This is a genomic window from Pedobacter steynii (assembly GCF_001721645.1).
GTDB lineage: Bacteria > Bacteroidota > Bacteroidia > Sphingobacteriales > Sphingobacteriaceae > Pedobacter > Pedobacter steynii_A.
Window position 1 is genome coordinate 532478 of sequence record NZ_CP017141.1, and the last position, 25033, is coordinate 557510.

Sequence of the window (25033 nt, forward strand, 5' to 3'; positions counted from 1 at the left end):
ACTTTTGGCAGATTTTAGTGGAGCATACAGATTTATGAAATTTACCTTACAGGCAAACGATACACATTCAAAGGCAAGAGCAGGAACAGTAACAACAGATCACGGAGAGATACAAACTCCTATTTTCATGCCTGTTGGCACTGCAGGAACCGTAAAAGCGGTTCATCAACGCGAACTTAAAGACGATATAGATGCCAAAATTATATTGGGCAATACCTATCATTTATACCTCAGACCAGGCTTAGACATTATAGAACAAGGCGGTGGATTGCATAAATTCATTGGCTGGGACCGTCCGATTTTAACTGATAGCGGAGGTTATCAGGTCTATTCATTGAGTAAAGTAAGGAAGATTAAGGAGGAAGGGGTAACTTTCCGATCTCATATAGACGGCTCAAAACACCTTTTCACGCCAGAATATGCAATGGATATTCAGCGTACAATTGGTGCTGACATCATTATGGCTTTTGATGAGTGTACACCTTACCCATGCGATTATAAATACGCAGCGAATTCTATCAATATGACCCATCGCTGGTTGAAACGCTGCTGCACCAGATTTGACACAACCGAACCAAAATACGGATTCAATCAAACCTTATTTCCTATTGTACAGGGTTCTGTATATAAAGATTTAAGGGTTAAATCCGCTGAATTTATTGCAGGAATGGGCCGTGAAGGAAATGCCATCGGTGGATTATCTGTAGGCGAACCTGCTGAAGAAATGTACGCCATGACAGAAGTGGTTTGCGACATTCTTCCATACGATAAACCAAGATACCTGATGGGTGTAGGAACACCGATTAACATCCTGGAAAACATCGCCTTAGGCGTAGACATGTTTGACTGTGTAATGCCCACCAGAAACGCCAGGAACGGAATGTTGTTTACCAGAAATGGAATCATCAATATAGGAAACAAAAAATGGGAGAATGATTTTTCTCCGATTGATGCGGAAAGTGACCTACATGCAGATCAGGTTTATTCTAAAGCCTATTTAAGACACCTTATGCACTCGAAAGAAATGCTTGGCGCGCAAATTGCAACTTTGCATAATCTTCACTTCTACCTCTGGCTGGTTAGAACCGCAAGGGAAAAAATCATCAGCGGTGAGTTTTACGCCTGGAAGAACAAAATGGTGACTATATTAGGTAATAAATTGTAAATGAACTTCATCAAAGGCAGGATTAAGATTATCGACTGGTACATCATCAGTAAGTATCTGGGTACATTTATATATACCCTGACGCTGTTTGTGGTCATCATTGTGATCTTTGATCTTTCTGAAAAACTGGATGACTTCCTCGGTAATAACCTGACCTTCTGGCAAGTCGTATCCCTATATTATGCGGGTTCCATTCCTTTTTATGTGAACATGCTTTCTCCGCTGATCAACTTTATTGCGGTGATCTTTTTCACCGCAAAAATGGCCGATCAAACGGAAATCGTGCCGATATTGAGTGGTGGAGTAAGCTTTAACCGCTTTTTATTGCCTTACTTTATATCTGCATTTATCATCTTTTCGGTCAACCTCGCTTCCAATTTATATATCCTTCCTTATACCAATCAGGTTAAAAACAACTTTGAGAACACGTATATAAAGAAGAACGACCCGACCAGTAAGAGCGATATCCACATGAAACTGGATGAGCGTACTTACATCTATATGAGGAGCTTTGACAACAAGAGTAAAATTGGCTCTCAGTTCTCATTAGACAACTTCAAGGGAGATGTACTGACTAAGAAAATTGTTGCTGATGAGATCAAATGGGACTCTGTTAAACGTTCCTGGAAGCTAACCAATTACTCTGTAAGAGAGATTGACGGTTTAAAAGAGACGATGATCAATGGTGCTTCCAAAACTAAAGATACCATTCTGGATATGCGTCCTGACGACTTTTCAGCCTACGACAATGTCTTCGAAAACCTTTCCAACAAGGACCTTTCAGATAAGATAAAAAAGGAAAGAATCCGGGGCTCGGGCATTATGAACGACCTCCTTTTTGAAAGATATAAACGCTATTTACAGCCCTTGTCGGCTTTCGTACTCACCCTTATTGGGGTAGCCTTGTCATCCAGAAAGGTTCGTGGAGGGGTCGGACTTCCATTGGGAATAGGCATAATTTTAAGCTTTTGTTACATTGTATTGAATCAGTTTGCTAAGATGTTCTCTCTTAAAGGTGGCATTTCACCACTATTTGCTGTACTCGTACCCACTATATTTTTTGGCCTTCTGGGGTATTATTTACTTAGAAAAGCGCCAAAATAAATGGACAATCCGGCCAGTATTCATCCAAACCGAAATCTGTTAATCTTACATTTTACTGTTTTCATCTGGGGATTTACCGGCATTCTTGGCGCACTGATTTCTATTAATGCGGTGCAATTGGTCTGGTATAGGGTATTGATTGCCAGCCTTACTTTACTCGCTTATTTTACTTTTAGCAAGACGAGTTTAAGGATTTCAAAGAAACAATTCTTTCAATTTTTCTTTACGGGAAGCATCGTAGCGATCCACTGGATTCTGTTTTTTTATGCGATAAAGGTCTCCACTGTCTCCGTTACACTCGTTTGTTTGTCGTCTTTTACATTATTTACCGCAATATTAGAGCCCCTGATCAAGAAAAAATCTATTTTGATACCAGACGTCATAATCGGGTTAATCATCATCCTGGGTATCTATATGATCTTTAAATTCGAATCAGGGTATACACTAGGCATCATATTGGGTCTTTTATCCGCTTTAGCCTCCAGTTTATTCTCTACAATTAACTCTACTCTAGTTCAGAAAAGTGATCCTAAAATCATCGGATTTTATGAAATGGCCGGTGCATTTTTCTGGATTTCCTTATACAGATTATGCGATCAATCCTTACTTTCAGAGAGCTTTAATCTCAGCTTTAAGGACTGGTCTTACCTCCTTTTATTAGGCACAATCTGTACCGCTTTAGCCTACGTTGCAGGCGTCTCTGTGATGCGTACTTTATCTGCTTTCCGTGTTGCATTAATCACCAATCTGGAACCCGTTTACGGCATCATTCTGGCGTTCATTTTCTTTGGAACAAAGGAGACCATGTCGGTTGGTTTTTACCTTGGAGCAACTCTAATTATCGGAGCCGTATTCCTCTATCCGATCTATAAAAAACGTAAAAATTTAAGCTAAAGATTTCAGTCAGAATCCACACTGTCCCGCTCCCCTATTCACTCAAAAACCAACACTAAAAACACCTCGGCTCATCCTGAAAAGCAAGCGCAATCTGACCTGTTTTTTATCCCGGCTCAAAGTAAGATCACATTCAAAGATGCGGCAAAAAAGGGGACACTCGTCCCTCTTCAACTGTTCCGTAACACGACGTAAATTTTCCCCGATCTGATTCAGAAAACCTGCGCAAATTCCATCCGGCAAAAAGAAAAATTGTAGCTGAAGAATGTAAATCCAGAAGCAAAAACGCAGTAGGTAAATCAAGTTAAAGGAGTAGAACAAGACTACATTTTCGATCAGAATCTTAATATGATAGGGGTAGGGGAGAGATGAAATCCCAAAAAAAAGAGGCCAACATCCACCATAATCAGGAAACGAAAATCATACATTCAGCCTGTAAGATCAAACTTTAATACCGATTTTTGTATTGTAATTCAGCATCAAATAGTGTACCTTAACCGCAGATTCAAGGCAACGATCTGCATCCTGCTAAAATTCACAAACAAACGCTGATTACCACTACAAAAAAGGCCTTAAATGAAAACACAAAATTTTAATGATAAAAACAAAAACAACTGATAATCAAAGCAAATACAAGATTTAATTAAAATTACAGATTAAATAAAAAAGGCCATTAAAAATTTAAAAAACTAATTATTTTAGCATAGTATCATAATGATAATTTTAAAACAAAATAAAAACCTACTAATCAGCATAATAACAGCATCAGTATTAAGTTTAATTTCACATAAAAGTTTTTCACAAATATTTAACGCTGAGCAAAACCCACTTAGTGTAAAATGGAGGCAAATTAACGCTTCAGGGTTTCGCATCATCTATCCGGATGAGCTCGAGAAAGAAGCACAGAGAATGACCAATACCCTTAGGCACATCTACCCCTACGTCGGAGCCAGCATCGGTCGTCAGCACACCAGCATTCCGATCCTGCTTCAGAACCGTGGAGTAATCGCCAACGGCTTCGTTCAGCTCGGCCCTAAGAAATCAGAATTCTATACCACTCCCCCACAGCAATTCGACAGTCAGGACTGGCTGAATAACCTCGCCGTTCACGAACTCCGTCATGTTGCACAGTTCGATAAACTGACCGGCGGGCTGGCCCATCCTTTTCCGGAACAGGTATACCTTGCCTGGTTTGGGGTAAGCATTCCATTGTGGTTTTTTGAAGGCGATGCCGTAAGCACTGAAACGTCCTTAACCAATGCCGGCCGCGGAAGAATCCCTTCCTGGATTATGCCCTACCGCACCCAGCTGCTGGAGGGAAAAAAATTCTCCTACAGCAAGGTAAATTTCGACTCGGAAAAGGACCTCACTCCAGGCTATTATCAACTCGGATATGTCATGGCTTCCAACCTTAGAAAACAATCGGGAAAGAACATTTTTGACAGCCTGCTTACCGACATCAAACAGCGGCCCCTCCGCCTCTACCCTTTCTCCGGAAGTCTGAAAAAATTCACTGGAAAAAGAAGCCGGGAATGGTTCAGTAATACCACCGAAAATCTTCGCCGGGAATGGGAACTTCAGGCACAAAAATCACCAGCCAGAAACTACCCTTCCCTGAACAAAAAAGCAGACTATGCCAGCAGTTGGTTCATGCCGGTAAAAATCGCTGACGACCGGATCCTTGCTTTGAAACAAAGCAAGGCTGAGCCTGCACACTTCGTGATCATCAGCCCGGATAAAAAAGAAACCAGGTTACTTTCCATCGGATACCAGGAACAACCCTGGTTCAGCTATGCCAACGGAATACTGGTATGGGATGAAGTAAGGTACGACCCGAGGTACAGGCAGCGAAGTTACAGTGTCATTACCAGTTATGATCTCCAAAGCAGACAAACTAAAAAGCTGAGCTCGCGAAGCAGACTCTTCTCCCCTGCCCTATCGGCTGATGGAAAAAAGATCGTTGCAGTGAGATTTGACCTGAGCAATCAGTGCAATCTGGTAGAACTGGATGCAAAAACCGGCGGGATACTCCACACCTATCCGAATACAGAAAACCTGATCCTTCAAACTCCGGCCTATAGCCCCGATGGAGAGGAAGTCGCATTTGTCTCTGTCAGTGAAAAAGGAAAGTCTTTGAGGAGCATCGACCGGACCGGAAAAGTCAAGGTCCTGATCGAAGAAACACAACAGCAACTGAGCAGGCCGGTTTATATTCCTCAGGGAATCGCTTTTAACGCTCACTACAATGGAATCGACAATATCTATTGCATAGAACCCGTCAGCAAAAAGATAAGCGCTCTGAGCGCCGCAAAATACGGAGCCTTCAACCCAAGCCTTTCTCCGGATCAGCAATCCATCTTTTTCAACAATTACGGATTGCAGGGTTATGAGATTGCAGAAAGCCCGATAGAACTTCAGGATCCGGGAAAAAACAATTTCGTCTTTCTAGGCGAAGCTGCAGCCCTACAGGAGAATTCAGGAAATGTGTTTTCTCAAATCCCGGATAGCAGCTTTACTTCCAAACCCTATCGGGCTTTTGGAAATCTGTTTAATGTTCACAGCATCATCCCGGTGATTGAAGATGAGTATCGCGGGGGATTACAGATCAACTCAGACAACCTGCTGAATACCATGAATGTTTTTGCCGGAGTAAATTATTTCCGGGACCTCAACCGCTTCGAGTACAATGCCGGGCTAAACTACAAGGCATGGTACCCGGTACTCAGCGCAGTTTACAGAAACAGACCAAGACGCACGTTTTACAATAGCAAATCAGGCGTACAGCAAGGTGACTGGAGAGAAAACAACATTCAGCTCAGAGCCAGCCTGCCGATCAGCCTGAATGCCCTGAACCACACTTATAATTTCTCCCTGAACACCTCGACCAGCTATACCCAAAGGTATCTTCCCGAGAATATGCCGAAGGACTATATCACCACGCTTAAATTCCCAATGGAATACAGCTTCACTTTTACCCACACTACCCGTCAGTCTGAAAGGGATGTTGCCCCTAAATGGGCTCAGATCCTCAGGTTCACCTATCTGCATCAACCATTCGACCAGCAACTGTCAGGTGAGCTTTTTGCTGCGGAGAGTTTTCTTTATTTTCCTGGCATTGCCAGAAATCACTCTTTCCTGGCCAATTTCAGTTATCAGAAAACTTCAGGAATCAGAAGATATGACCGGGAGATCAACACCGTCTATGGGTACAGCAATATTCCTGCAAAAAGCAATTTAAAAAATACGCTGCTGCTCAATTATCGTTTTCCTATCGTCTTTCCTGATGCAGAGATCGGACCATTGGCTTACATCAGGAATCTTCGGGGAGGACTTTTCTGCCATTATGAAAATCTGGGTGACGAAACAAATCTGGCTGAACCTAAAACTTTTGGCTTCGAATTACGTAGTAGTATGAACCTGCTGCGTTACAAACCTTTGGTAGATGTTGGAGGAAGGGTCGTTTTTGTGAACAAAATGTATCACCAAAACCCTATATTAGAACTAATTTTAAATTATAGCTTTTAAGTCATGCGTACTAAAACAATTTTCATTATCGTCTTTACGGTGCTCATTACGATCTTTTTAATGATCAACACCGATGTCGTAGAGTTTAACTTTATATTCGTTAAAAAAGACATATCTAAACTACTGGTAGTCGGAGTCTGTACTTTTATCGGCTTTATCCTGGGCTACTGGGTCGGAAGGCCAAAGGTAACGGTAAGCAGCTATGACCATAAAGAAAATCCCCAGGTAAAACCTGAGGACCATAAAAAATCAATCAGCGATTCAGATCGCGATTATATCAGTTAAGAATTTCTATTACCCGCTGCAATCTTTCCCTGACTGAAAAAGATTGCAGCCATTTTTCCACCTGATACAGAAACATTTTTTTTCTGAGACAAATGAAATCAGGTTTATTGATGGATGTTATAACTAAAGTTTATGGTTGCAGAACGCCCCAGAATATTAGATACCGAACAATATTTCTCAAAAGTAAGCGCCAGTGCACGCTCTACCTTTTGAACATTTAAAGCACCATACAATTCAAAATGAATATCAATCACCTCGAATATCGGCGGCATTTCTTCTGTTTTTCTGGTTGCCTTAATTTTGATCTTCACATCGTTTAAAGGTTCCTTTTGCTTGTTCAGGACATTGACCATGTCAATTCCACTACAACCACCGAGACCAATCAATAACATCTCCATGGGTCTGAAGCCCTTTCCCTCTCCACCGATTTCAGGTTTGGCATCAAGTTCAACCGTATGACCTCCGGAGTTTTCTGCTTCAAAATTAAATTTACCGCTTTTTCTTATCAGGTTGATTTCCATAATTATATTAAACGTTGTAAAATACGTTATTTGTTCTTTCGAGTTCAGGAAGTTTTACCGCTGATCCAAAAATAGCATACACACAAGATCCGCTTCCACTCATCGAAGCATAAATTGCACCGCTTTGGTAAAGATTGTTCTTGATGACTTCAATTTCCGGATATTTTAAAAACACAGAGGTTTCAAAATCGTTTCTCAGGTTTGCTTTCCATTCGCTCAAAGGCAAATGTATTAAATCTTTTAGCGATGTAATAGGATTAGTAGACTTTATTCCATCGTAGGCCTCAGCCGTAGAAACATGAACATCTGGTTTTACAAGTACCAGAAAGTACTCCCTGAGGTCAATACTGATTTCAGTAAACTCATCCCCCTTCCCTTCTGCATAAACAGCCTCATTCCTGATGAAGAAAGCACAGTCTGCTCCAAGTTGCCTCGCATAGTTTTCCATCTGTTCCTGCGAAAGGGACAATTTGAATTTATCGTTGAGCAGCTTAATCAGAAAAGCAGCATCAGCCGAGCCACCTCCCAATCCGGCACCTATCGGAATATTTTTTAATAAGCATAGCTGCTGCGGAGGAAGATCAAAATCTCTTTTCAACAAATGATAAGCTTTAAGGCAGATGTTATCCCCGGCATTACCCGGAATAGCCGTACCGCGAATGGTGCAGCTTAAAACATCAGCATCCAGTGTCTCTACAACATCATAAATTTTTACCGGATAAAAAATGGTTTCTATATTATGATACCCATCTGCACGTTTTCCGGTGACGTGTAATCCAAGATTAATTTTGGCGTTGGCAAATGCAAGCATTATTTTCAGTTTGTATTGCAAACTTACACAAATGAAGACAAAACACTAATTTGATTAGTCCCCCCGATCTTTTATCTATAAATTAATCACAGGAAAAAGCAGGAGTAAATGTCTTCGGGGATCCTCCATACAGACTCCGGGGTTGGAAGGTAGTTGCGAGGTAGTTGACCGGTATCTGGGAGGTAGTTGCATTATTGTTTTAACCTTTCAAGTACCTCGCAACTACCTCGCAACTACCTCCCGGATCAGGACTCATTACAGAGTGTCTTATACTGCAATAAGTTTACATACAGAAAGTAAATTACTGATTAGTGTTTACGTAGTTTTTTTGTTTTACTGATATAGGTTTACAATGATAAATTTTATTACTGATATAAGTTTACCCAAAAATGCTGATTTTCCTGTTTTGAGTTTACATAGGCAGTAAGGATTGTGTTTTTTGTTGTTTTGGAACGATATTCTCCACCATGTGAGTCAGCTGTGGGGTTTGGAATTCGCAACTGGAATGCATTCTTAAATTATTGTATTTATCCATAGCCAGTTCTACTGATACTTTCGCCTGGGCTACATTTTTAAAGGTCTTTTCCAACCCTAGTTCCATTTTCAGTATTCCATTCACTCTTTCTGCTATTGCATTATCATATGGACTGCCTGTCTGAGTCATACTGATTTGTATTCCATTGTCTTTAAGCATGGTCACATAGTCATCGCAACAATATTGAGTTCCTCTGTCTGAGTGATGAATAAGGGGTCTGTTTGGATACAATCTTCCTTTTAAGGCTAGATTTAATGCTTTAATACATCCGATTGCCTTTAAATCAGTCGCCAAATGATGACCTACGATCTTTCTTGAATAGGCATCTGTGATTAGTGATAAATAAAGAAAACAAGTACTGGTACGCAGATAAGTAATATCGCTTACCCATATTTCTTCAGCATGTATCGCTGGCCTGCGCTGCACCAGATCAGGATGAACTTTAAACCGGTGAAAAGAATTTGTTGTACGAACCCATTTCTTTTTTGTCTTGATCAACATTCCATTAGAACGTACGAATTCAAATACCGCATCTCTTCCCATAGTGATACCATGGGCCTGTAAAAAGCCATTATTGAGTTCTTTATACAACTTTATGCATCCTGTTTTAGGAAGCGCTTTACGGATCTCAATGATTTTTTCAAGTACAATATGCTCCTCCAGAAGATGCAATTCAACACTTTTTAGATGATTATACCAGGCTTGCCTGGTATAATCAAATGTGGCGCAAAGAAGAGCTATGCTATAGTATTTGCGGGTGCCTCTGAGTTCTGAGATCACTTGGTAGCAGCTTTTTTTTTAAGATCTGTACCATATTCCTCATTAGCAATGGCAATCACTTTTTCCAGCACGGCGACCTTCAGTTCTGATAAGGCCAGCCGCTTTTCCAGCTCTCTTCGTTCTTTAGCGCTGAAAGGCAGCTCTTCAGCTACGTTGACGGCTTCTGGCATAAGATGGTTATGATTACTTTTGTACCAAGATACGAATCTATAAACCGTATTGGGCGATAACCCATACTTACGTTCTATTTGAACCTGGCTAAAATCACCATCAAGATACTCTAAGGCGATCTGTACTCTAAGACTCTCGGAATGATTCCACTCTGTGCCTCCTTTTCTTTTGTTTGGACGTTCATTTTTCATACTCATTTTTCTCTCTTGAAAAACTTTCTTATGTAAACTCAGGGCAGGAACGGACAGAGGAATCCCGAAGACAACCGAAACGCATTGCACAGAAAAAAAGAACCGATTTGAACGATGCTGATTTTTTATTTTTTAATTTTGCAGGACCTCTATGAAAACCGGGAGAACGTAGTATCTTGCAGGGAAGCACAGGAGAAAGAAAAAGGAGCTTAACAATACATGAAACAATATTTAGATTTAATGCAGCATGTGCTGGATCATGGCACACAAAAGCATGACCGGACAGGAACAGGAACGATTAGTGTATTTGGCTATCAGATGAGGTTTAACCTTCAGGAAGGCTTTCCGTTGGTAACTACCAAAAAATTACACTTAAAATCCATTATCCACGAGCTGATCTGGTTCCTGAGTGGAGATACCAATATAAAGTACTTAAAGGATAACGGGGTAAAGATATGGGATGAATGGGCAGATGCAGATGGAAACCTCGGGCCGGTTTATGGCTCACAATGGAGATCATGGCCTACACCAGATGGCAGAAAGATTGATCAGATCAGTCAGATCATCAACAGCATTAAAAACAACCCTGATTCAAGAAGGATCATCGTGTCTGCCTGGAATGTCGCAGATATTGAAGAGATGGCCTTACCTCCATGTCATGCCTTTTTCCAGTTTTATGTAGCCGACGGCAAATTAAGCTGTCAGCTTTATCAGAGAAGTGCAGATATCTTTTTGGGAGTTCCGTTTAATATTGCATCTTACGCTTTATTGACCATGATGGTTGCTCAGGTATGCGGACTTCAATATGGAGATTTCATTCATACCCTTGGCGATGCCCATTTGTACAATAACCATATTGAACAGGCAAAACTGCAATTGAGCAGGGAGCCAAAAAAATTGCCCACAATGGAAATTAACCCTGAGGTCAAAAACCTCCTTGATTTTAAATTTGAAGATTTCAGCCTGCAGGGTTATGAGCCACACCCTCATATTAAAGGAGCCGTTGCCGTATGATCCTTTCCATAGTAGTCGCCATTGCCGAAAATAACGCCATCGGCAAAGACAACCAGTTATTATGGCATCTTCCAGCAGATTTAAAACATTTCAAAGACATCACCAGCGGGCATACCATCATCATGGGTAGAAAAACCTATGATTCTATCGGCAGGCCTCTTCCCAACCGACGTAATATCATCATTACCAGGAACAGCGGCCTGGATCTTCCCGGAACAGAAGTAACCCATAGCCTCGAAGAAGCCATCAGACTTTGTGCTGCAGAAAAAGAGGTATTCATCATTGGTGGTGCAGAACTCTACAAACATGCACTGGAGGCCACAAACAGGATTTATCTGACCAGGGTACATCAAACCTACGAAGCAGATACCTTTTTCCCGGAATTAGTTCCCGGAGAGTGGACAGAAACAAGTATAGAAAATCATCAGCCAGATGAAAAAAACAGGGTTGCTTACACGTTTTCAACGCTTGAACGCAAATAGTTAAGCCCCCATAATAAAAACTTTAATAACGTGGCCTATTATTTAAAAAAATAATTAGATTTGCCGACTTGTTAAAAAAATATATAGCTTATATAGACTAATAATTACAAACAAATGCAGGGTAAAGGTTTTATTAAATTTATGGCAATACTATTGGGTATTGTCTGTGTGTATTCTCTCTCATTCAACTTTGTCACATCGAAAGTTGAAAAAGACGCAAAAGCTTATGCTAAAGGGAATGTGGATAAGGAAAAAGCTTATTTAGACTCCATGGCCACAGTGCCGGTTTATCCTGTTTTTGGATTTAACTACCAGTTCTGTAAAGAAAAAGAAATTAACCTTGGGCTAGACCTTAAAGGTGGTATGAACGTAACGATGGAGATCTCGTTATCTGAATTGGTTAAATCTTTAGCCGGCAATACTGATGATGCGAACTTCAACAAAGCATTGTCTGCTGCACAAACACAACTAAACGCTGGTGGAAAAGATTTCATCGCTTTGTTTGTAGATGAATTCGAAAAACTTTCTCCAAATGTGAAGCTTGCTGATTTCTTCTCTAATCAGGATAACGCTAAATTGCTTAAAGCCAATGCGAGCAATTCAGAGGTAAAAAGTTATTTATCTAAAGAAGCGACAAGTGCGATTGACCGTTCCTTCATCATCATCAGAAGCCGTATCGATGGTTTCGGTGTGGTAAGTCCGAACATGCAGAAACAAGAAGGTACCAACCGTATCCTGATTGAGATGCCAGGTGTTCAGGATAAAGAAAGGGTTCACAAATTATTGCAAGGTTCTGCAGAATTACAATTCTGGCAGGTATACAACAATGAGGAAGTGTACTCGATCATGGAGAACATTAACAAGACACTTGCTTCGACGTTAAAATCTACTGAGCCTGCTGCTCCTGCAACAGCTACTGATACCACTGCTAAATCTGAAAGTAAACTTGCAGGTCTGGCTAAAAATAAAGACACTAAAGATTCTGCCGCTACAAAAACTAATGAGCTGTCAAAATCAAACCCATTATTCGCGGTATTAAATGTTCCTACCTATCAGGAACAAAACGGACAGACTTCATTACGTCCGGGACCAGTTGTAGGTTGGGTAGCTCAAAAAGATACAGCCAAAGTAAACTCTTATTTCAAAAGACCTGAAATTGCTTCTATCATTCCTCAGAGCTTCAAGTTCATGTGGAGCGTTAAACCAATGGATGTAACGACTACTGGTGGTGCTAAGGTTTTTGAACTGTATGCCATTAAGGCAACAGCGATGGATGGCAAACCAGATTTAGGTGGTGATGCGATCAGCGATGCCCGTCATGATTACGATCAGAAAGGCAGACCGGAAGTAACCATGTACATGACTGGTGATGGTGCTGCAAAATGGAAAAAAATTACTGCGGAAGCTTCTGCAGATCCAAACAATAAAAAATCTATTGCTATTGTCTTAGACAATACGGTATACTCTGCTCCTACGGTACAAAATGAGATCCCTAATGGTATTTCATCGATCACCGGTAACTTTACCGTAAATGATACCCAGGATTTAGCAAACATCTTAAAAGCAGGTAAACTTCCTGCTCCTGCAAGAATCGTTGGTGAGTTCGTTGTTGGTCCTTCATTGGGTCAGGCAGCAATTGACAATGGTTTACTCTCATTTGTCCTTGCATTTATCGTGATCTTAGTCTTCATGGCTCTATATTACAATAAAGCAGGATGGGTAGCTAACCTTGCCCTGGTGATCAACTTATTCTTCATCATGGGTATCCTGGTTTCACTAGGTGCAGTATTAACCTTGCCTGGTATCGCAGGTATCGTATTGGTAATCGGTTTATCCGTAGATGCGAACATCCTGATTTTTGAACGTGTAAGAGAAGAGCTGACTTTAGGCAAGCCAACACCGGTTGCCATCAAAGAAGGTTTCAAACATGCCATGTCTTCTATCATTGACTCTAACGTTACCGTATTGGTATTGGGTGTGATTCTTTTCATCTTCGGAACAGGTCCGGTTCAGGGTTTTGCAACCACGCTTTGTATTGGTATCCTTTCTTCCCTATTCTGTGCGGTATTGATCTCACGTCTGGTATTCGAATGGTTACTGGAGAAAAAATCAAACATTACTTTCGGTAACAAACACACGATCCACGCATTCAAAAACATTGCGTTTAACTTCGTTGGACATAGAAAAGTTTACTATGCAATTTCTACTGCGATCATCGTTCTTGGTTTCATCTTCTATTTCAAAAATGGTGGATTAAACCTGGGTATCGATTTTAAAGGTGGTAGAACTTATATCGTTCATTTTGATAAAGGAATGCAAACTGAAGATGTTAAATCTAAATTAGCAGAAGTATTCCCTGAATCTGAGACCATCGTTAAAACTGCAGGTGCAGATAATGAATTAAAAATCACTACTACTTATCACATCACAGATCAGAATACCGGAGCAGACAAACTTGTAGAGAAAGCACTGAAAGACGGTCTGGCTAAAACCGGTGTTAAATATACCATCGAAAGTAATGAGAAGGTAGGTCCGATCATCGCAAGTGATATCGTTACCAGAGCTTATGGATCTATCCTGTTCTCTTGTTTGGTGATGTTCATCTATATCGTAATCAGATTTAAGAAACTGAACTACGGTTTAGGTGCGGTAATCGCCTTGTTCCATGATGTGCTTCTGGTACTTTCATTCTATACCATTTTAGATGGTGTGCTACCATTCTCTTTAGAGATCGGACAGGATTTCATTGCAGCGATCTTAACGGTAATGGGGTATACCATGACAGAGACGGTGGTTGTATTTGACCGTATCCGTGAAAGACTGGCAGAAAGCGGTAAAGAAGACCTTCATGGTGAAGAGCGTAATAAACTGATCAACTTTGCCCTGAACAGCACGTTGAGCCGTACTATTTTAACTTCATTAACGGTATTCTTTGTATTACTTGTCATCTTCATCTTCGGTGGAGCAAGTATCCGTGGATTTATCTTCGCCTTATTAATCGGTCGTATCATCGGTACATATTCTTCATTATGTATCTCTACCCCGATTGTAATTGACTTAGGAAAGAATAAGTAAGAATTACTTACAAATGATAATTAAAGGCACCCTTTTTGGGTGCCTTTTTGTTTGTTATGTATATTTACGAAAACACATCATTATGGAGCAGCATTTCCCAAAAGGCAACAAAACCAGAATAGTAATTGTAGGCGGCGGATTTGGAGGGATAGAATTAGCGAAGAAACTAAGGAATAAAAATATTGAAATCATTATGGTAGACAAACATAACTACCATACTTTCCAACCCCTGCTCTATCAGGTAGCCACCGGCGGACTGGAAGCTGACTCCATAGCTTTCCCACTCAGAAAAATCTTTAAGGGGCAAAAGAACCTGACTTTTCGGGTAGCAGAAGTGAAAAAAGTAAGCCCGGAAACCAACTGCATTGAAACTTCTATCGGTACCATAGATTATGATCACCTGGTGATTGCCACAGGATCCACCAGTAACTTCTTTGGGAATACGGAGATTGAGGGCAATGCGATGCCGATGAAATCCATTCCTGAAGCCTTAAATCTGAGAAGTCTGATCCTGCAGAACTTAGAAGCGGCCCAAATTGCTCCGGATCCCCTAACGGCAAATGAATTGCTGAGTTTTGTAGTCGTTGGTGGTGGACCTACCGGTGTAGAAACTGCGGGTGCGATTGCGGAACTAAAAAAACACGTACTGAAAAGTGATTATCCTGAATTGGATATTGACAAAGTACACATTTACCTGATCGAAGGATCTCCGGAATTATTGGGAGCCATGTCCCCTCAGGCTCAGAAAAAAGCGCATGATTTCTTAACAGAACTTGGGGTTAAAATCATGACAGAGTCCAGGGTTCAGTCTTTCGATGGAAAGGAATTATCGCTTGCTGACGGCCAAAAAATTCCTTCTTCAAACGTCATCTGGTCTGCGGGAGTTAAAGGTGTCGTATTAGATGGACTAAGTCCTGAGGCCGTAGTGAGGGGCAACAGACTTAAGGTGAATGAAATCAATAAGGTGGAACACTACGAAAACATTTATGCCATAGGCGATGTGGCTGCAATGATCACCGATGAATTCCCTAACGGACATCCTGGTGTGGCTCCTGCCGCAATTCAACAGGGAAAGCTGCTGGCTAAAAACCTGCTGAACCTCATAGAAAAGAAACCTACTGAAAACTTTAAATATTTTGATAAAGGAGCAATGGCAACTGTGGGAAGAAACCGTGCGGTTGTTGACCTTCATAAAATCAGATTTCAGGGAGTATTCGCGTGGTTTACCTGGATGTTTGTACATTTGATGACCCTGGTAGGATTCAGGAATAAACTCGTGGTTTTTGTAAACTGGGTATGGAGTTATTTCAGCTATGACCGGGGAACCCGATTAATCATTCGTCCGTACCACAAGAAAGAACAACATGAACCAGCAAAAATCGATTAAACTAGTAGAATGCCCGAGGGATGCCATGCAGGGCATTCATCATTTTATTGATACCGACCTAAAGGCAGAGTACATCAATTTATTACTGCAAGTAGGCTTTGATACCATCGATTTTGGCAGTTTTGTTTCCCCAAAAGCCATTCCCCAACTCAGGGATACCGCAGAAGTATTGTCTAAACTGGACCTCAGTCAGTCAAAATCTAAACTGCTGGCCATTGTAGCCAATTTAAGAGGCGTAGAAGAAGCGGTGAAACATGAAGAGATCAGTTACCTCGGTTTTCCTTTCTCTATCTCTGAGACCTTCCAGATGCGTAATACCAATTCCAGTATTGCCGCCTCGCTGGACACGGTAAAACAAATGCTGGGATTTTGTGATCAGCACAACAAAACAGCAGTCGTTTACCTGTCTATGGGCTTTGGAAATCCTTATGGCGACGAATGGAATGAGGAGATCGTAGAGAAATGGACAGATATACTCGTAAACAACGGTGTCAGGATTTTGTCCTTATCTGATACCATTGGCGTCTCTTCTCCGGAAAGAATAAAAACAATTTTACCAGGACTTACCGCAAAATTCCCTCAGGTAGAGATAGGCGTACATTTACACAGTACTCCGGAAACAAGGATCGAAAAAATAGCCGCTGCTTATGAAAGTGGTTGCTTCCGTTTTGACAGCGCACTGAAAGGCTTTGGAGGCTGTCCGATGGCAGCCGATGACCTCACCGGAAACCTGGCCACAGAAGACCTGATCTGGTTTCTGGAAAGTAAGGGCGAAAAGTTAAATCTGGATATGGAAAAGTGGAAAGCTGCGGTACAGCTCTCCTCAAAAATCTTCCTATAGTTATATTTCGGGTAGATTCTACTGGCTTCTACCCTTTCTTCACCATTTTAAAATGCTGGATTCCTGCTTCTTCAAATTGATCGCCTTCAGCTATAAAACCAAATTTAGCATACAAAGGCATTGCATCTAACTGGGCATTCAGATAAATATAGTCTGCACCGGCGGGAAGATCGGATAATGCTGCAGCAACCAATGCCTGCCCAACCCGCTTTCCTCTGAATTCCTTTAGTACCGCAAACCGTTCCAGTTTATACCCATTTTCTGTTTTTCTCCAACGACAAGCGCCGCATGGCTGATTATTCATCAATGCCAAAAAATGAACCGATTCTTCTTCATATTCCCATTCCAGTTCAGGCGGACAGTTCTGTTCCTCTACAAATACCAGTTTTCTGATCGCAAATACTTTTTCCAGCTCTTCTTTGTTCGTTGCTTTATTTACAAATAGTGTTTCCATGTCGAATCGATTTGTACAAATATGCTAAATTCTAACGGATTAGATAGCCAAGCCAATCCACATTTAAACCCCCAAAGAGAGATAATTGGATGTTATTTTTACAATTTTTTGCAATTAAAATAAATATGAAAATAGTATTTACACAATAATAAAATTAACAGCAAATAATTGTCATTCAAATACTTGTGTAACAAAATACAAGTATTTAGATTAGTCATATATCTTTAAATCAGAGGGGGGATACCTCTGTAATTTTCGTCTTTTTCAGGAATAAGTTCCTGATGGACCTAAATTGATATTGGACTGACTGAAATAAAGAATGAACAAGACCATTTATATTATTTACCTGAGTTGTTTTTTAATTTTTAGCAACAAAGCCATTTCACAGATCTGTCAGGGAAGTTTTGGTGATCCTGTCGTACAGATTGACTTTGGAAGAGGCAGTAGTTTCTTTGGCCCATCATTGGGTACAAATACAAATTATACCTACATGGCTTTCGGATCACCACCTGATGGTTCTTATACCATCGAAAAGAGTGTAAATAGTGGGGGGGCCTGGCATCTCCTTCCAGACCATACACCAAATGATCCTGATGGTTACCTGATGATGGTGAACGCCAGTTATGCACCCGGTATTTTTTATGCAACTGATGTTACAACCGATTTATGTCCAAATACCACTTATGAATTTGCAGCCTGGGTATCAAATCTGCTCAAATCCCCAGGAATCAAACCGAATCTGACCTTTATGGTTCTTACTATGGACGACCAAGTGTTGAGCAGCTACAGTACCGGCGATATTCCTGAGAGCTCCCAACCGGCCTGGAAGCAATATGGATTTTTATTCCGCACCACAGGTAATGTAACCCGGGTTAAAATTAAAATCATTAACAACGCACCCGGTGGAGTCGGAAACGATCTTGCTTTGGATGATATTACCTTCAGACCATGCGGCCCGAAAATCACTGCCGATATAGATAACTCGGGACTAACAGAAAAAACAATTTGTGAGAATGAAAATACTGCGGTAAGTATTTCTACACAGGTAGCAGGATCAGCAAGTCTTCGTTACTTATGGCAGAGAAACAGTGGTACAGGCTGGGTTGACCTCAATAATGAAACAACCAGACAACTAACCATTCCACCTCAATCTTTACCACCCGGGAAATATGAATACCGTATGATGGCTGCAGAAGTAAACAATTTCAACTCTCCTGCATGTAGAACAGCCTCTCCTATAGTGACCCTTAAGGTAAATCCCGCACCAAAGCCAGGCCTGACTAGTCAACAAAGCGTTTGTATAGGAAACAAGATCAATTTAAACGTGGATGGAATAGCTGACACCTATTTATGGACAGGTCCGGGTAATTATCGCTCTAATCTTAAATCACCGGTCATTGAAAATGCCAGTCTGGCCCATGCAGGAACATATCAGGTAACCATGGTCAACTCCGGAACCTGTTCAGCTGTGGCACAGATTAATGTTTCTGTTATCCCCCCACCGGTAGCTGCAGTCGATGCTCAATCTGTTTCTATCTGCGAAGGAGCTTCAATTGCACTTAAGGCTTCCGGAGGCACAACCTATAAATGGACGCCATCTGTAGGTTTATCTGCTGCTAATATTCCCAATCCTATTGCCTCCCCTACAATCACAACCGTTTATAATGTAGCGGTTTCTAACGGTGCCTGCGAAAGTACCACATACGTCATTGTAAATGTGCATAAAAAAGCAACAACTGATGCAGGGAATAACCGGTCAATTATAGAGGGGCAGCCCATCACACTTGAAGGCAAAGTCTCCGGTGACCACATTACGTATTTCTGGACCCCCTCCAATTATCTGGATGATCCTGCCAAACTTAATCCGGTAGCCAGTCCGCCGGAAGACATCACCTATACTTTAAATGTCTGGTCGGAGAAGGGTTGTCCCGGTTCCAGTTCCAGCGTTTCCATTAAGGTATTCAAAAAACTGAACATTCCGAATACCATTACCCCTAACGGTGATGGAATCAATGATGTATGGAATATCGGCGCATTAGAGGCTTATCCTGATGCAGAAATCAAAGTTCTTAACCGGTATGGTGAACGTGTATATAGCTCCACATCTGCTCACAAAACCTGGGATGGAAGGTACAAAGGGGTAAATGTGCCCGTTGGTACTTATTATTATTTGATTAACCTTCACAACGGACAGAAAATCCTCACAGGACCTATTACTGTTCTGAGGTAAGGCTACAAAAAAAAGCGCCACAGAAAAGTTTCTGAGGCGCTTTCAGGATCATCAATAAAACTTATAGTTTATCGCTTGCGTCCTTACAGTTTAAGTCTTCAAAAGCCTGAGTTAAACGTTTAACAAAAGCTTCTTCACCCTTACGCAACCATACGCGCGGATCATAATATTTCTTATTTGGTTTATCTTCTCCGTCAGGGTTACCGATCTGACCTTGAAGATAAGCTTCATTTGCAGTGTAATAATCTAAGATTCCTTCCCAGAATGCCCATTGCATATCAGTATCAATGTTCATCTTGATCGCTCCATAAGAGATGGCCTCTCTGATTTCTTCCTGAGAAGAACCTGATCCACCGTGGAATACAAAATTGATTGGTTTTTCTGCAGTCAATCCGAATTTCTCTTTGATGAAATCCTGAGAATTTTTAAGGATTACCGGCTGCAATTTCACGTTACCTGGTTTATAAACACCATGAACATTACCAAAAGCTGCAGCTACAGTAAATTTATCACTTACTTTACTTAGTTCCTCATAAGCATAAGCTACTTCTGAGGGCTGCGTATATAATTTTGAGCTGTCGACATCACTATTGTCAACGCCATCTTCTTCTCCACCGGTTACACCAAGTTCGATTTCAATGGTCATACCCATTTTAGCCATGCGTGCAAGATATTTAGCAGAGATTTCCATATTTTCTTCAATAGGTTCCTCTGACAAATCCAGCATATGAGAAGAGAACAATGGTTTACCGTGCTCAGCAAAAAATTTCTCTCCATGATCCAACAAACCGTCGATCCATGGTAATAATTTTTTAGCGGCATGGTCAGTATGTAATACAACTGCAACACCATAATGTTCTGCTAATAAATGAACGTGTTTAGCCGCAGACACAGCTCCCAATACGCAGGCATTTAAATTGTCATTATTCAATGTCTTTCCTGCATAAAATTGGGCACCGCCATTTGACAGCTGAATCATAACAGGTGAATTAACCGCTTTAGCTGTTTCCATTACCGCATTGATCGTGTTGGTACCGGTAACATTAACCGCAGGTAATGCAAACTGATGTTTTTTAGCCTGTTCAAATAATTCCTGAACGGCATCTCCGTAAATTACGCCTTTATAGCCTTTTAAACTCATTTTTTATTTTTTTTTATATGCCGAAGTTATGAAAAATATCACGCTGACCAAATCTGTGGCCAACAAATTATAAACTAATTTAATAACTTTAAGCCGACACACCTTACTATGCTACAGACTTTATTTACTTGCATCGGCTGGCTTGGAGTGGTATTCTGTACCCTCGGCTATTTCCTGTTGAGCGTTAAAATCATCAAGGCAGATTCTCTTATTTTTCAATTGCTGAATATTATCGGCGGCTTATGTCTGGTCACTATCGCATTGGAAAGTGATGATATGCCCAATGCTGTTGCCAATCTGCTTTGGATGTTTATCGGTCTCTATGCCCTGGGACGTCAGTTAAGGACTCAGGCAAATGCATCTAAGAAATAATGGGTGTGATGCCTAATATCTGATACGCATTACGCTTATAATCATCGAGTTTTTTCTGATAGGCCAGTTTATCACTCTCCATGGAAAGATAAAAGTAAGCTCCGTCCACCAATACAAAAATCAGGTCGGCAGTGCTCTTCGGATCTGAAATTTTTAACTCATTTGTCTGATTACATTGTTCAATGATCATAGCAAGGGTGAAACGCAAAGAATCCAAAATGGCCTTATATTTTATCTTGATCTTTTTCTCCCGGAAGGCCAGCGCATAAAAAGTATAAAAAAGCCCGTCATCGAACAATAGGTTCCACTTCTTGGAGAAAAGCATTTCTATTGTTTTTTGCAAATCGGCAATCGTTACTCCTTTCTTCTGCTCTACTGTAAAAATAAGCAGATACCTTTCCAGTATATAATCTATTAATGCATAAGTAAGGTCTTCTTTAGTCTCAAAATAATGGATAACCAGGCTTGGATTGATATCCATCACTTTCGCAATCTTTGCAATTGAGGTATTTTCATACCCCTCTTTCTTGGCAACCTTATAAAACACTTTTATAATTTCCCGTTGTCTTTCTTCTTTAAGACTTTTTCTACCCATACTTCTTAATGGTTCTTAATACGGCAAACTACTCAAAAGTAATGTTACAACGCAAATTTATTTTAATAGATTGAATGAATGTTCAATTAAATTATTAATTTGATATTAACATTACAATAACATGAGCACCAGAACTTAGCGCCGCCTTGAAGGGGATAAATTTCTAACCAAACCAACTTAATATTAATGTTATTATGAAAAAAAAATTACCATTTTCTCCACAATGGAGGAACAAGGTGTATCCATTATTTTGGATGATCTGCCTCCTGTTCAGCACCACCATTAGTTTTGCACAGGACATCGCCTTAAAAGGAGAAGTCCTTGATGCGGAAACAAGGGGACCTATTCCCTCAGTCAACGTCAGTGTAAAGGGAACTTCCCAGCGAACCAGTACGGATGCAAACGGAAAATATACCCTGAATAAAGTACCTTCCGGATCAACAATTGTGTTTACCTATATCGGGTATAAACAGGAAGAAAAAAAACTTAGCGGACAAACACAACTCAATATTACCCTAAGTCCGGATTACGGGAAACTGGACGAAGTGGTCGTAGTAGGTTTCGGAAGCAAGAAAAAAATAAACATTGCAGGAGCAATTGATCAGATTTCCGGAAAAGCACTGGAATCCCGCCCCTCAGCGAATGTGATACAGGCGCTTCAGGGACTGAGTCCTGGCCTGAACATCACTTATGGAGGTGGTGCACCGGGAACACTACCTGTCATTAACATCAGGGGCTATACTTCCATCAACGGAGGATCTCCTTTAGTTGTTATTGATGGGATTCCGGCCACGAGCACCGACGATATGCTCCGTTTAAACCCTTCGGATATCTCTTCATTTACGGTACTTCGAGATGCGGCTTCTGCAGCCATTTATGGCGCCAGAGCAGCTTTCGGGGTGATCCTGATCACCACAAAACAAGGGGCTGTCGGTAAACAAACCATCAGCTATAACACTTACGCATCCTGGGGGAAACCTACCCTCCTTCCTAAACCGGTAACGGACCCTTACATTTTTTCGAGAGTTTTGGAAACCGCTACAGACAACACCCCATGGGATTATGTAAATTATTCAGACGAACATTACCGATGGGCAAAAGAAAGGTCAGAAAATCCGTCCGTAGCAGATACCAGAATAGATCCCAAAGATCCCACAAAATGGGCATACATGGGCAGCAATGACTGGTACGATTACTTCTTTAATAAAGCCAGCTTCTCTCAAAACCATTCTCTTGCCTTTTCAGGTGGGGTCAATATCAACGACAAGCCATTGAGCTACTACCTTTCCGCTGATTATACCAAAGAGAATGGCCTGAATAAGCTAACTGACGATTTCTGGGACAGATATGGACTTCGTTCAAAACTCGGGTTCTCTCCGTTAAGTTGGCTTAAGCTGGACAACAACCTCAATATTTACGAAACAAAAAAGGCATTGCCAAACGCCAGCATTACCGATCTCTATTATTTAAGGCCCACTGATGTGGCTAAAAATCCAGACGGGACCTGGGCAAATACCGCGGCAGGCACCCTGGCAGCCCGTTTAACAGATGGAGGAAAGAATATAGAAAATATGATCGGATTCCAGAACATCACCAGCGCAACCGCTACATTTTTAAATGGCGACCTGCAGGTAAATGGGGATGCTTCATTTAAAAGAGAACTTTGGAAATATCACTTCGACTCCAAGAAATACAATATCGGCTACGGCCCGAATGATGTACGGTTAGAGGGTGGAAACGGCTTTGTTACGGAAAACAATGGCTATCTGTACACCAACGCGTTTAACTTATACACGACCTACAAAAAAACCATAGGCAATCACTTTTTCAGTGCCATGGCCGGTTACAACAGCGAAAACTATAGATATTCGACAATAAATGCGTCAAGACAGTCGCTTATCTCCTCTTCATTGCCATACCTGAGTTTAACTAACGGAGAAATGAGCGTCGGAGCAGGCTATGAAGCCTATGCGACAACCAGCGCATTTGGCCGCTTAAATTATACCTTTAAAGATCGTTATATTTTAGAAGCAACAGGAAGATATGATGGGTCATCCCGTTTTCCTATTTCCAGACGCTGGGGATTCTTCCCTTCGGTCTCCGGAGCATGGATTGCAAGTGCGGAAGAGTTCTTTCAACCGCTTTCCAATGTTCTTTCCACTTTTAAACTCAGGACTTCTTATGGTAATCTTGGAAACCAAAACCCATCTTCCAATGCTTATCTGAGGGATTTCGGATACATTCAAACCCTGCCTGCAGGAACTTCCCCTTATCTGATTAACGGTGCTCAGCAACAAGTCATCACAGGTGCTCCTGCATTAGCTGTAGATCCAAACACTTATACCTGGGAAAAAGTATCCACTTTGAACATGGGAACAGATATTGGCCTGTTTAAAGATAAGTTCCTGATCGCATTCGATTATTTTATAAGAGATACCAAAGGAATGTTAACCGCCGCGCAGGAATTACCAGGAGTTCTGGGTACTGCCGTTCCCAAACAAAATGCGGCAGATTTAAGAACAAAAGGATGGGAACTTTCGGTTACTTACAGAGACCGTTTTGACCTGGGCTCCAAACCTTTTAGTTTCGAAACTAAGTTTACCCTTGCCGACTCCCGCGCTAAGATTACCAAATTCAAAAATAATCAGAAGCTCTTTTCAAATTATCGGGAAGGCCAGTACATTGGTGAGATCTGGGGCTTGGAAAATGATGGTATGTTTGAAAATAAAGAACAAATTGCCGCTTTGGATCAAAAGAGCATCGTGCCCTGGGCAGCCCTGGACATCGTTCCCGGCTGGCCAAGATATAAAGACCTGAATGGAGATAAGAAAATTGAAAAAGGTCTAAGCAGTGAAGACCCGAAAGACCTCAGAATTATCGGCAACAGCACAGACCGTTACACGGTTGGTGCAAACCTGAATATGGACTGGAACGGTTTCGATTTGGGCATATTCGTTCAGGGCGTCCTGAAAAGAGATTTTTACCCGCACCATTACCTTTTCTGGGGACCATACCAGCAGCCTTATGCCAACGTATATCCATGGAACCTGAACTTTTACAGGGGAGCAGCTGATTCTCCGGAGCAAAGGGCAAAACACTCTGCCTCCTATATTGCTGCTGGTCTGGCAGATGCAAATCTTAATTCAGAATATCCGGTATTGCAATCCTGGCTGGCAGATGCCAATAATGGTCAGGGCTTAGACATCCCACAAACAAAATATCTGTTAAATGGTGCTTACCTGAGAATTAAAAATGTATCTCTGGGTTATACCTTGCCTGCGCAATTAACCAAACGTCTTAAACTTGGTCGCCTTCGTGTTTATGTATCCGGAGAAAATCTTTATGAATTCTCTTCGATTAAAAAATATGTAGACCCGGAAGCGGTAAACCAGGGTTCAAGTGCATGGGCATATCCTTTTCAGAGAAAGTATGCAGTTGGTCTAAATCTGGACTTTTAACC

20 protein-coding genes are annotated in these 25033 nt (G+C 41.2%); 13 read left to right on the top strand and 7 right to left on the bottom strand.

All coding sequences use genetic code 11. From position 1 onward, the window contains the following. Positions 1-34: 34 nt before the first annotated feature. The 5 genes from tgt to BFS30_RS02350 all read left to right on the top strand — a co-directional run bounded on the left by tgt (position 35) and on the right by BFS30_RS02350 (position 6973). Positions 35-1165 (top strand): tRNA guanosine(34) transglycosylase Tgt, encoded by a 1131-nt coding sequence (gene tgt / locus BFS30_RS02330; RefSeq protein WP_069382244.1) that lies wholly within the window; start codon positions 35-37, stop codon positions 1163-1165. Further along, on the top strand, positions 1166-2269 hold the full coding sequence (locus tag BFS30_RS02335; protein ID WP_083251914.1) for an LptF/LptG family permease: 1104 nt from the start codon (positions 1166-1168) through the stop codon (positions 2267-2269). Then, positions 2270-3163, top strand: a complete 894-nt coding sequence (locus BFS30_RS02340; protein WP_069377804.1) for a DMT family transporter — start codon at positions 2270-2272, stop codon at positions 3161-3163. It begins immediately after the preceding gene. 909 nt (positions 3164-4072) lie between these two features. Further along, the gene (locus BFS30_RS02345) at positions 4073-6688 is read left to right on the top strand and encodes a TolB family protein (protein ID WP_237028698.1); all 2616 of its coding nucleotides are present in this window, start codon (positions 4073-4075) and stop codon (positions 6686-6688) included. Positions 6689-6691: 3 nt separating this feature from the next. Next, positions 6692-6973: a LapA family protein gene (locus tag BFS30_RS02350; RefSeq protein ID WP_069377806.1), complete on the top strand. Its 282-nt coding sequence runs from the start codon at positions 6692-6694 to the stop codon at positions 6971-6973. Between the two features lie 104 nt (positions 6974-7077). On the opposite strand, the gene BFS30_RS02355 is transcribed toward BFS30_RS02350, so the two are convergent. The 4 genes from BFS30_RS02355 to BFS30_RS02370 all read right to left on the bottom strand — a co-directional run bounded on the left by BFS30_RS02355 (position 7078) and on the right by BFS30_RS02370 (position 9982). Further along, on the bottom strand, positions 7078-7494 hold the full coding sequence (locus BFS30_RS02355; RefSeq protein ID WP_069377807.1) for an OsmC family protein: 417 nt from the start codon (positions 7492-7494) through the stop codon (positions 7078-7080). Positions 7495-7501: 7 nt separating this feature from the next. Next, on the bottom strand, positions 7502-8305 hold the full coding sequence (ispE, locus tag BFS30_RS02360; protein WP_069377808.1) for a 4-(cytidine 5'-diphospho)-2-C-methyl-D-erythritol kinase: 804 nt from the start codon (positions 8303-8305) through the stop codon (positions 7502-7504). 412 nt (positions 8306-8717) lie between these two features. Continuing rightward, positions 8718-9620 (bottom strand): IS3 family transposase, encoded by a 903-nt coding sequence (locus BFS30_RS02365; RefSeq protein WP_157262844.1) that lies wholly within the window; start codon positions 9618-9620, stop codon positions 8718-8720. Next, the gene (locus BFS30_RS02370; protein WP_069377809.1) at positions 9617-9982 is read right to left on the bottom strand and encodes a helix-turn-helix domain-containing protein; all 366 of its coding nucleotides are present in this window, start codon (positions 9980-9982) and stop codon (positions 9617-9619) included. Before BFS30_RS02370 ends, BFS30_RS02365 begins: the two co-directional genes overlap by 4 nt. 219 nt (positions 9983-10201) lie before the next feature. Between BFS30_RS02370 and BFS30_RS02375 the strand changes: the two genes are divergently transcribed. The 5 genes from BFS30_RS02375 to BFS30_RS02395 all read left to right on the top strand — a co-directional run bounded on the left by BFS30_RS02375 (position 10202) and on the right by BFS30_RS02395 (position 16781). After that, positions 10202-10996 (top strand): thymidylate synthase, encoded by a 795-nt coding sequence (locus tag BFS30_RS02375; protein ID WP_069377810.1) that lies wholly within the window; start codon positions 10202-10204, stop codon positions 10994-10996. Beyond that, on the top strand, positions 10993-11478 hold the full coding sequence (locus BFS30_RS02380; RefSeq protein WP_069377811.1) for a dihydrofolate reductase: 486 nt from the start codon (positions 10993-10995) through the stop codon (positions 11476-11478). The genes BFS30_RS02375 and BFS30_RS02380 overlap by 4 nt, the downstream gene beginning before the upstream one ends. Positions 11479-11592: 114 nt before the next feature. Further along, a complete protein-coding gene (gene secDF, locus BFS30_RS02385) occupies positions 11593-14553 on the top strand; it encodes a protein translocase subunit SecDF (protein WP_069377812.1) in 2961 nt (986 codons plus the stop codon). A gap of 82 nt (positions 14554-14635) precedes the next feature. Continuing rightward, positions 14636-15940 carry an NAD(P)/FAD-dependent oxidoreductase gene (locus BFS30_RS02390; RefSeq protein WP_069377813.1) on the top strand — a complete coding sequence of 435 codons (1305 nt, stop codon included), beginning with the start codon at positions 14636-14638 and terminating at the stop codon, positions 15938-15940. Continuing rightward, positions 15918-16781, top strand: a complete 864-nt coding sequence (locus BFS30_RS02395) for a hydroxymethylglutaryl-CoA lyase (RefSeq protein ID WP_069377814.1) — start codon at positions 15918-15920, stop codon at positions 16779-16781. The genes BFS30_RS02390 and BFS30_RS02395 overlap by 23 nt, the downstream gene beginning before the upstream one ends. A 28-nt stretch (positions 16782-16809) precedes the next feature. On the opposite strand, the gene BFS30_RS02400 is transcribed toward BFS30_RS02395, so the two are convergent. Next, entirely contained in the window at positions 16810-17235 is a 426-nt protein-coding gene (locus BFS30_RS02400; RefSeq protein WP_069377815.1) for a GNAT family N-acetyltransferase, read from the bottom strand. A 319-nt stretch (positions 17236-17554) separates the two neighbouring features. Here BFS30_RS02400 and BFS30_RS02405 point away from each other — a divergent pair, with 319 nt between their 5' ends. After that, complete coding sequence (locus BFS30_RS02405; RefSeq protein ID WP_069377816.1) at positions 17555-19465, top strand: gliding motility-associated C-terminal domain-containing protein; 1911 nt, start codon at positions 17555-17557, stop codon at positions 19463-19465. Positions 19466-19526: 61 nt separating this feature from the next. Here BFS30_RS02405 and fbaA read toward each other — a convergent pair whose 3' ends face one another. Next, the gene (gene fbaA, locus BFS30_RS02410) at positions 19527-20606 is read right to left on the bottom strand and encodes a class II fructose-bisphosphate aldolase (protein WP_069377817.1); all 1080 of its coding nucleotides are present in this window, start codon (positions 20604-20606) and stop codon (positions 19527-19529) included. A gap of 108 nt (positions 20607-20714) precedes the next feature. Between fbaA and BFS30_RS02415 the strand changes: the two genes are divergently transcribed. Continuing rightward, positions 20715-20978 (top strand): CBU_0592 family membrane protein, encoded by a 264-nt coding sequence (locus BFS30_RS02415; RefSeq protein ID WP_069377818.1) that lies wholly within the window; start codon positions 20715-20717, stop codon positions 20976-20978. Here the strand turns inward: BFS30_RS02415 and BFS30_RS02420 are convergent. Continuing rightward, positions 20968-21573 carry a TetR family transcriptional regulator gene (locus BFS30_RS02420; protein WP_069377819.1) on the bottom strand — a complete coding sequence of 202 codons (606 nt, stop codon included), beginning with the start codon at positions 21571-21573 and terminating at the stop codon, positions 20968-20970. The genes BFS30_RS02415 and BFS30_RS02420 overlap by 11 nt on opposite strands. Before the next feature lie 194 nt (positions 21574-21767). Between BFS30_RS02420 and BFS30_RS02425 the strand changes: the two genes are divergently transcribed. Beyond that, positions 21768-25031, top strand: a complete 3264-nt coding sequence (locus BFS30_RS02425; protein WP_237028699.1) for a SusC/RagA family TonB-linked outer membrane protein — start codon at positions 21768-21770, stop codon at positions 25029-25031. Positions 25032-25033: the final 2 nt, after the last annotated feature.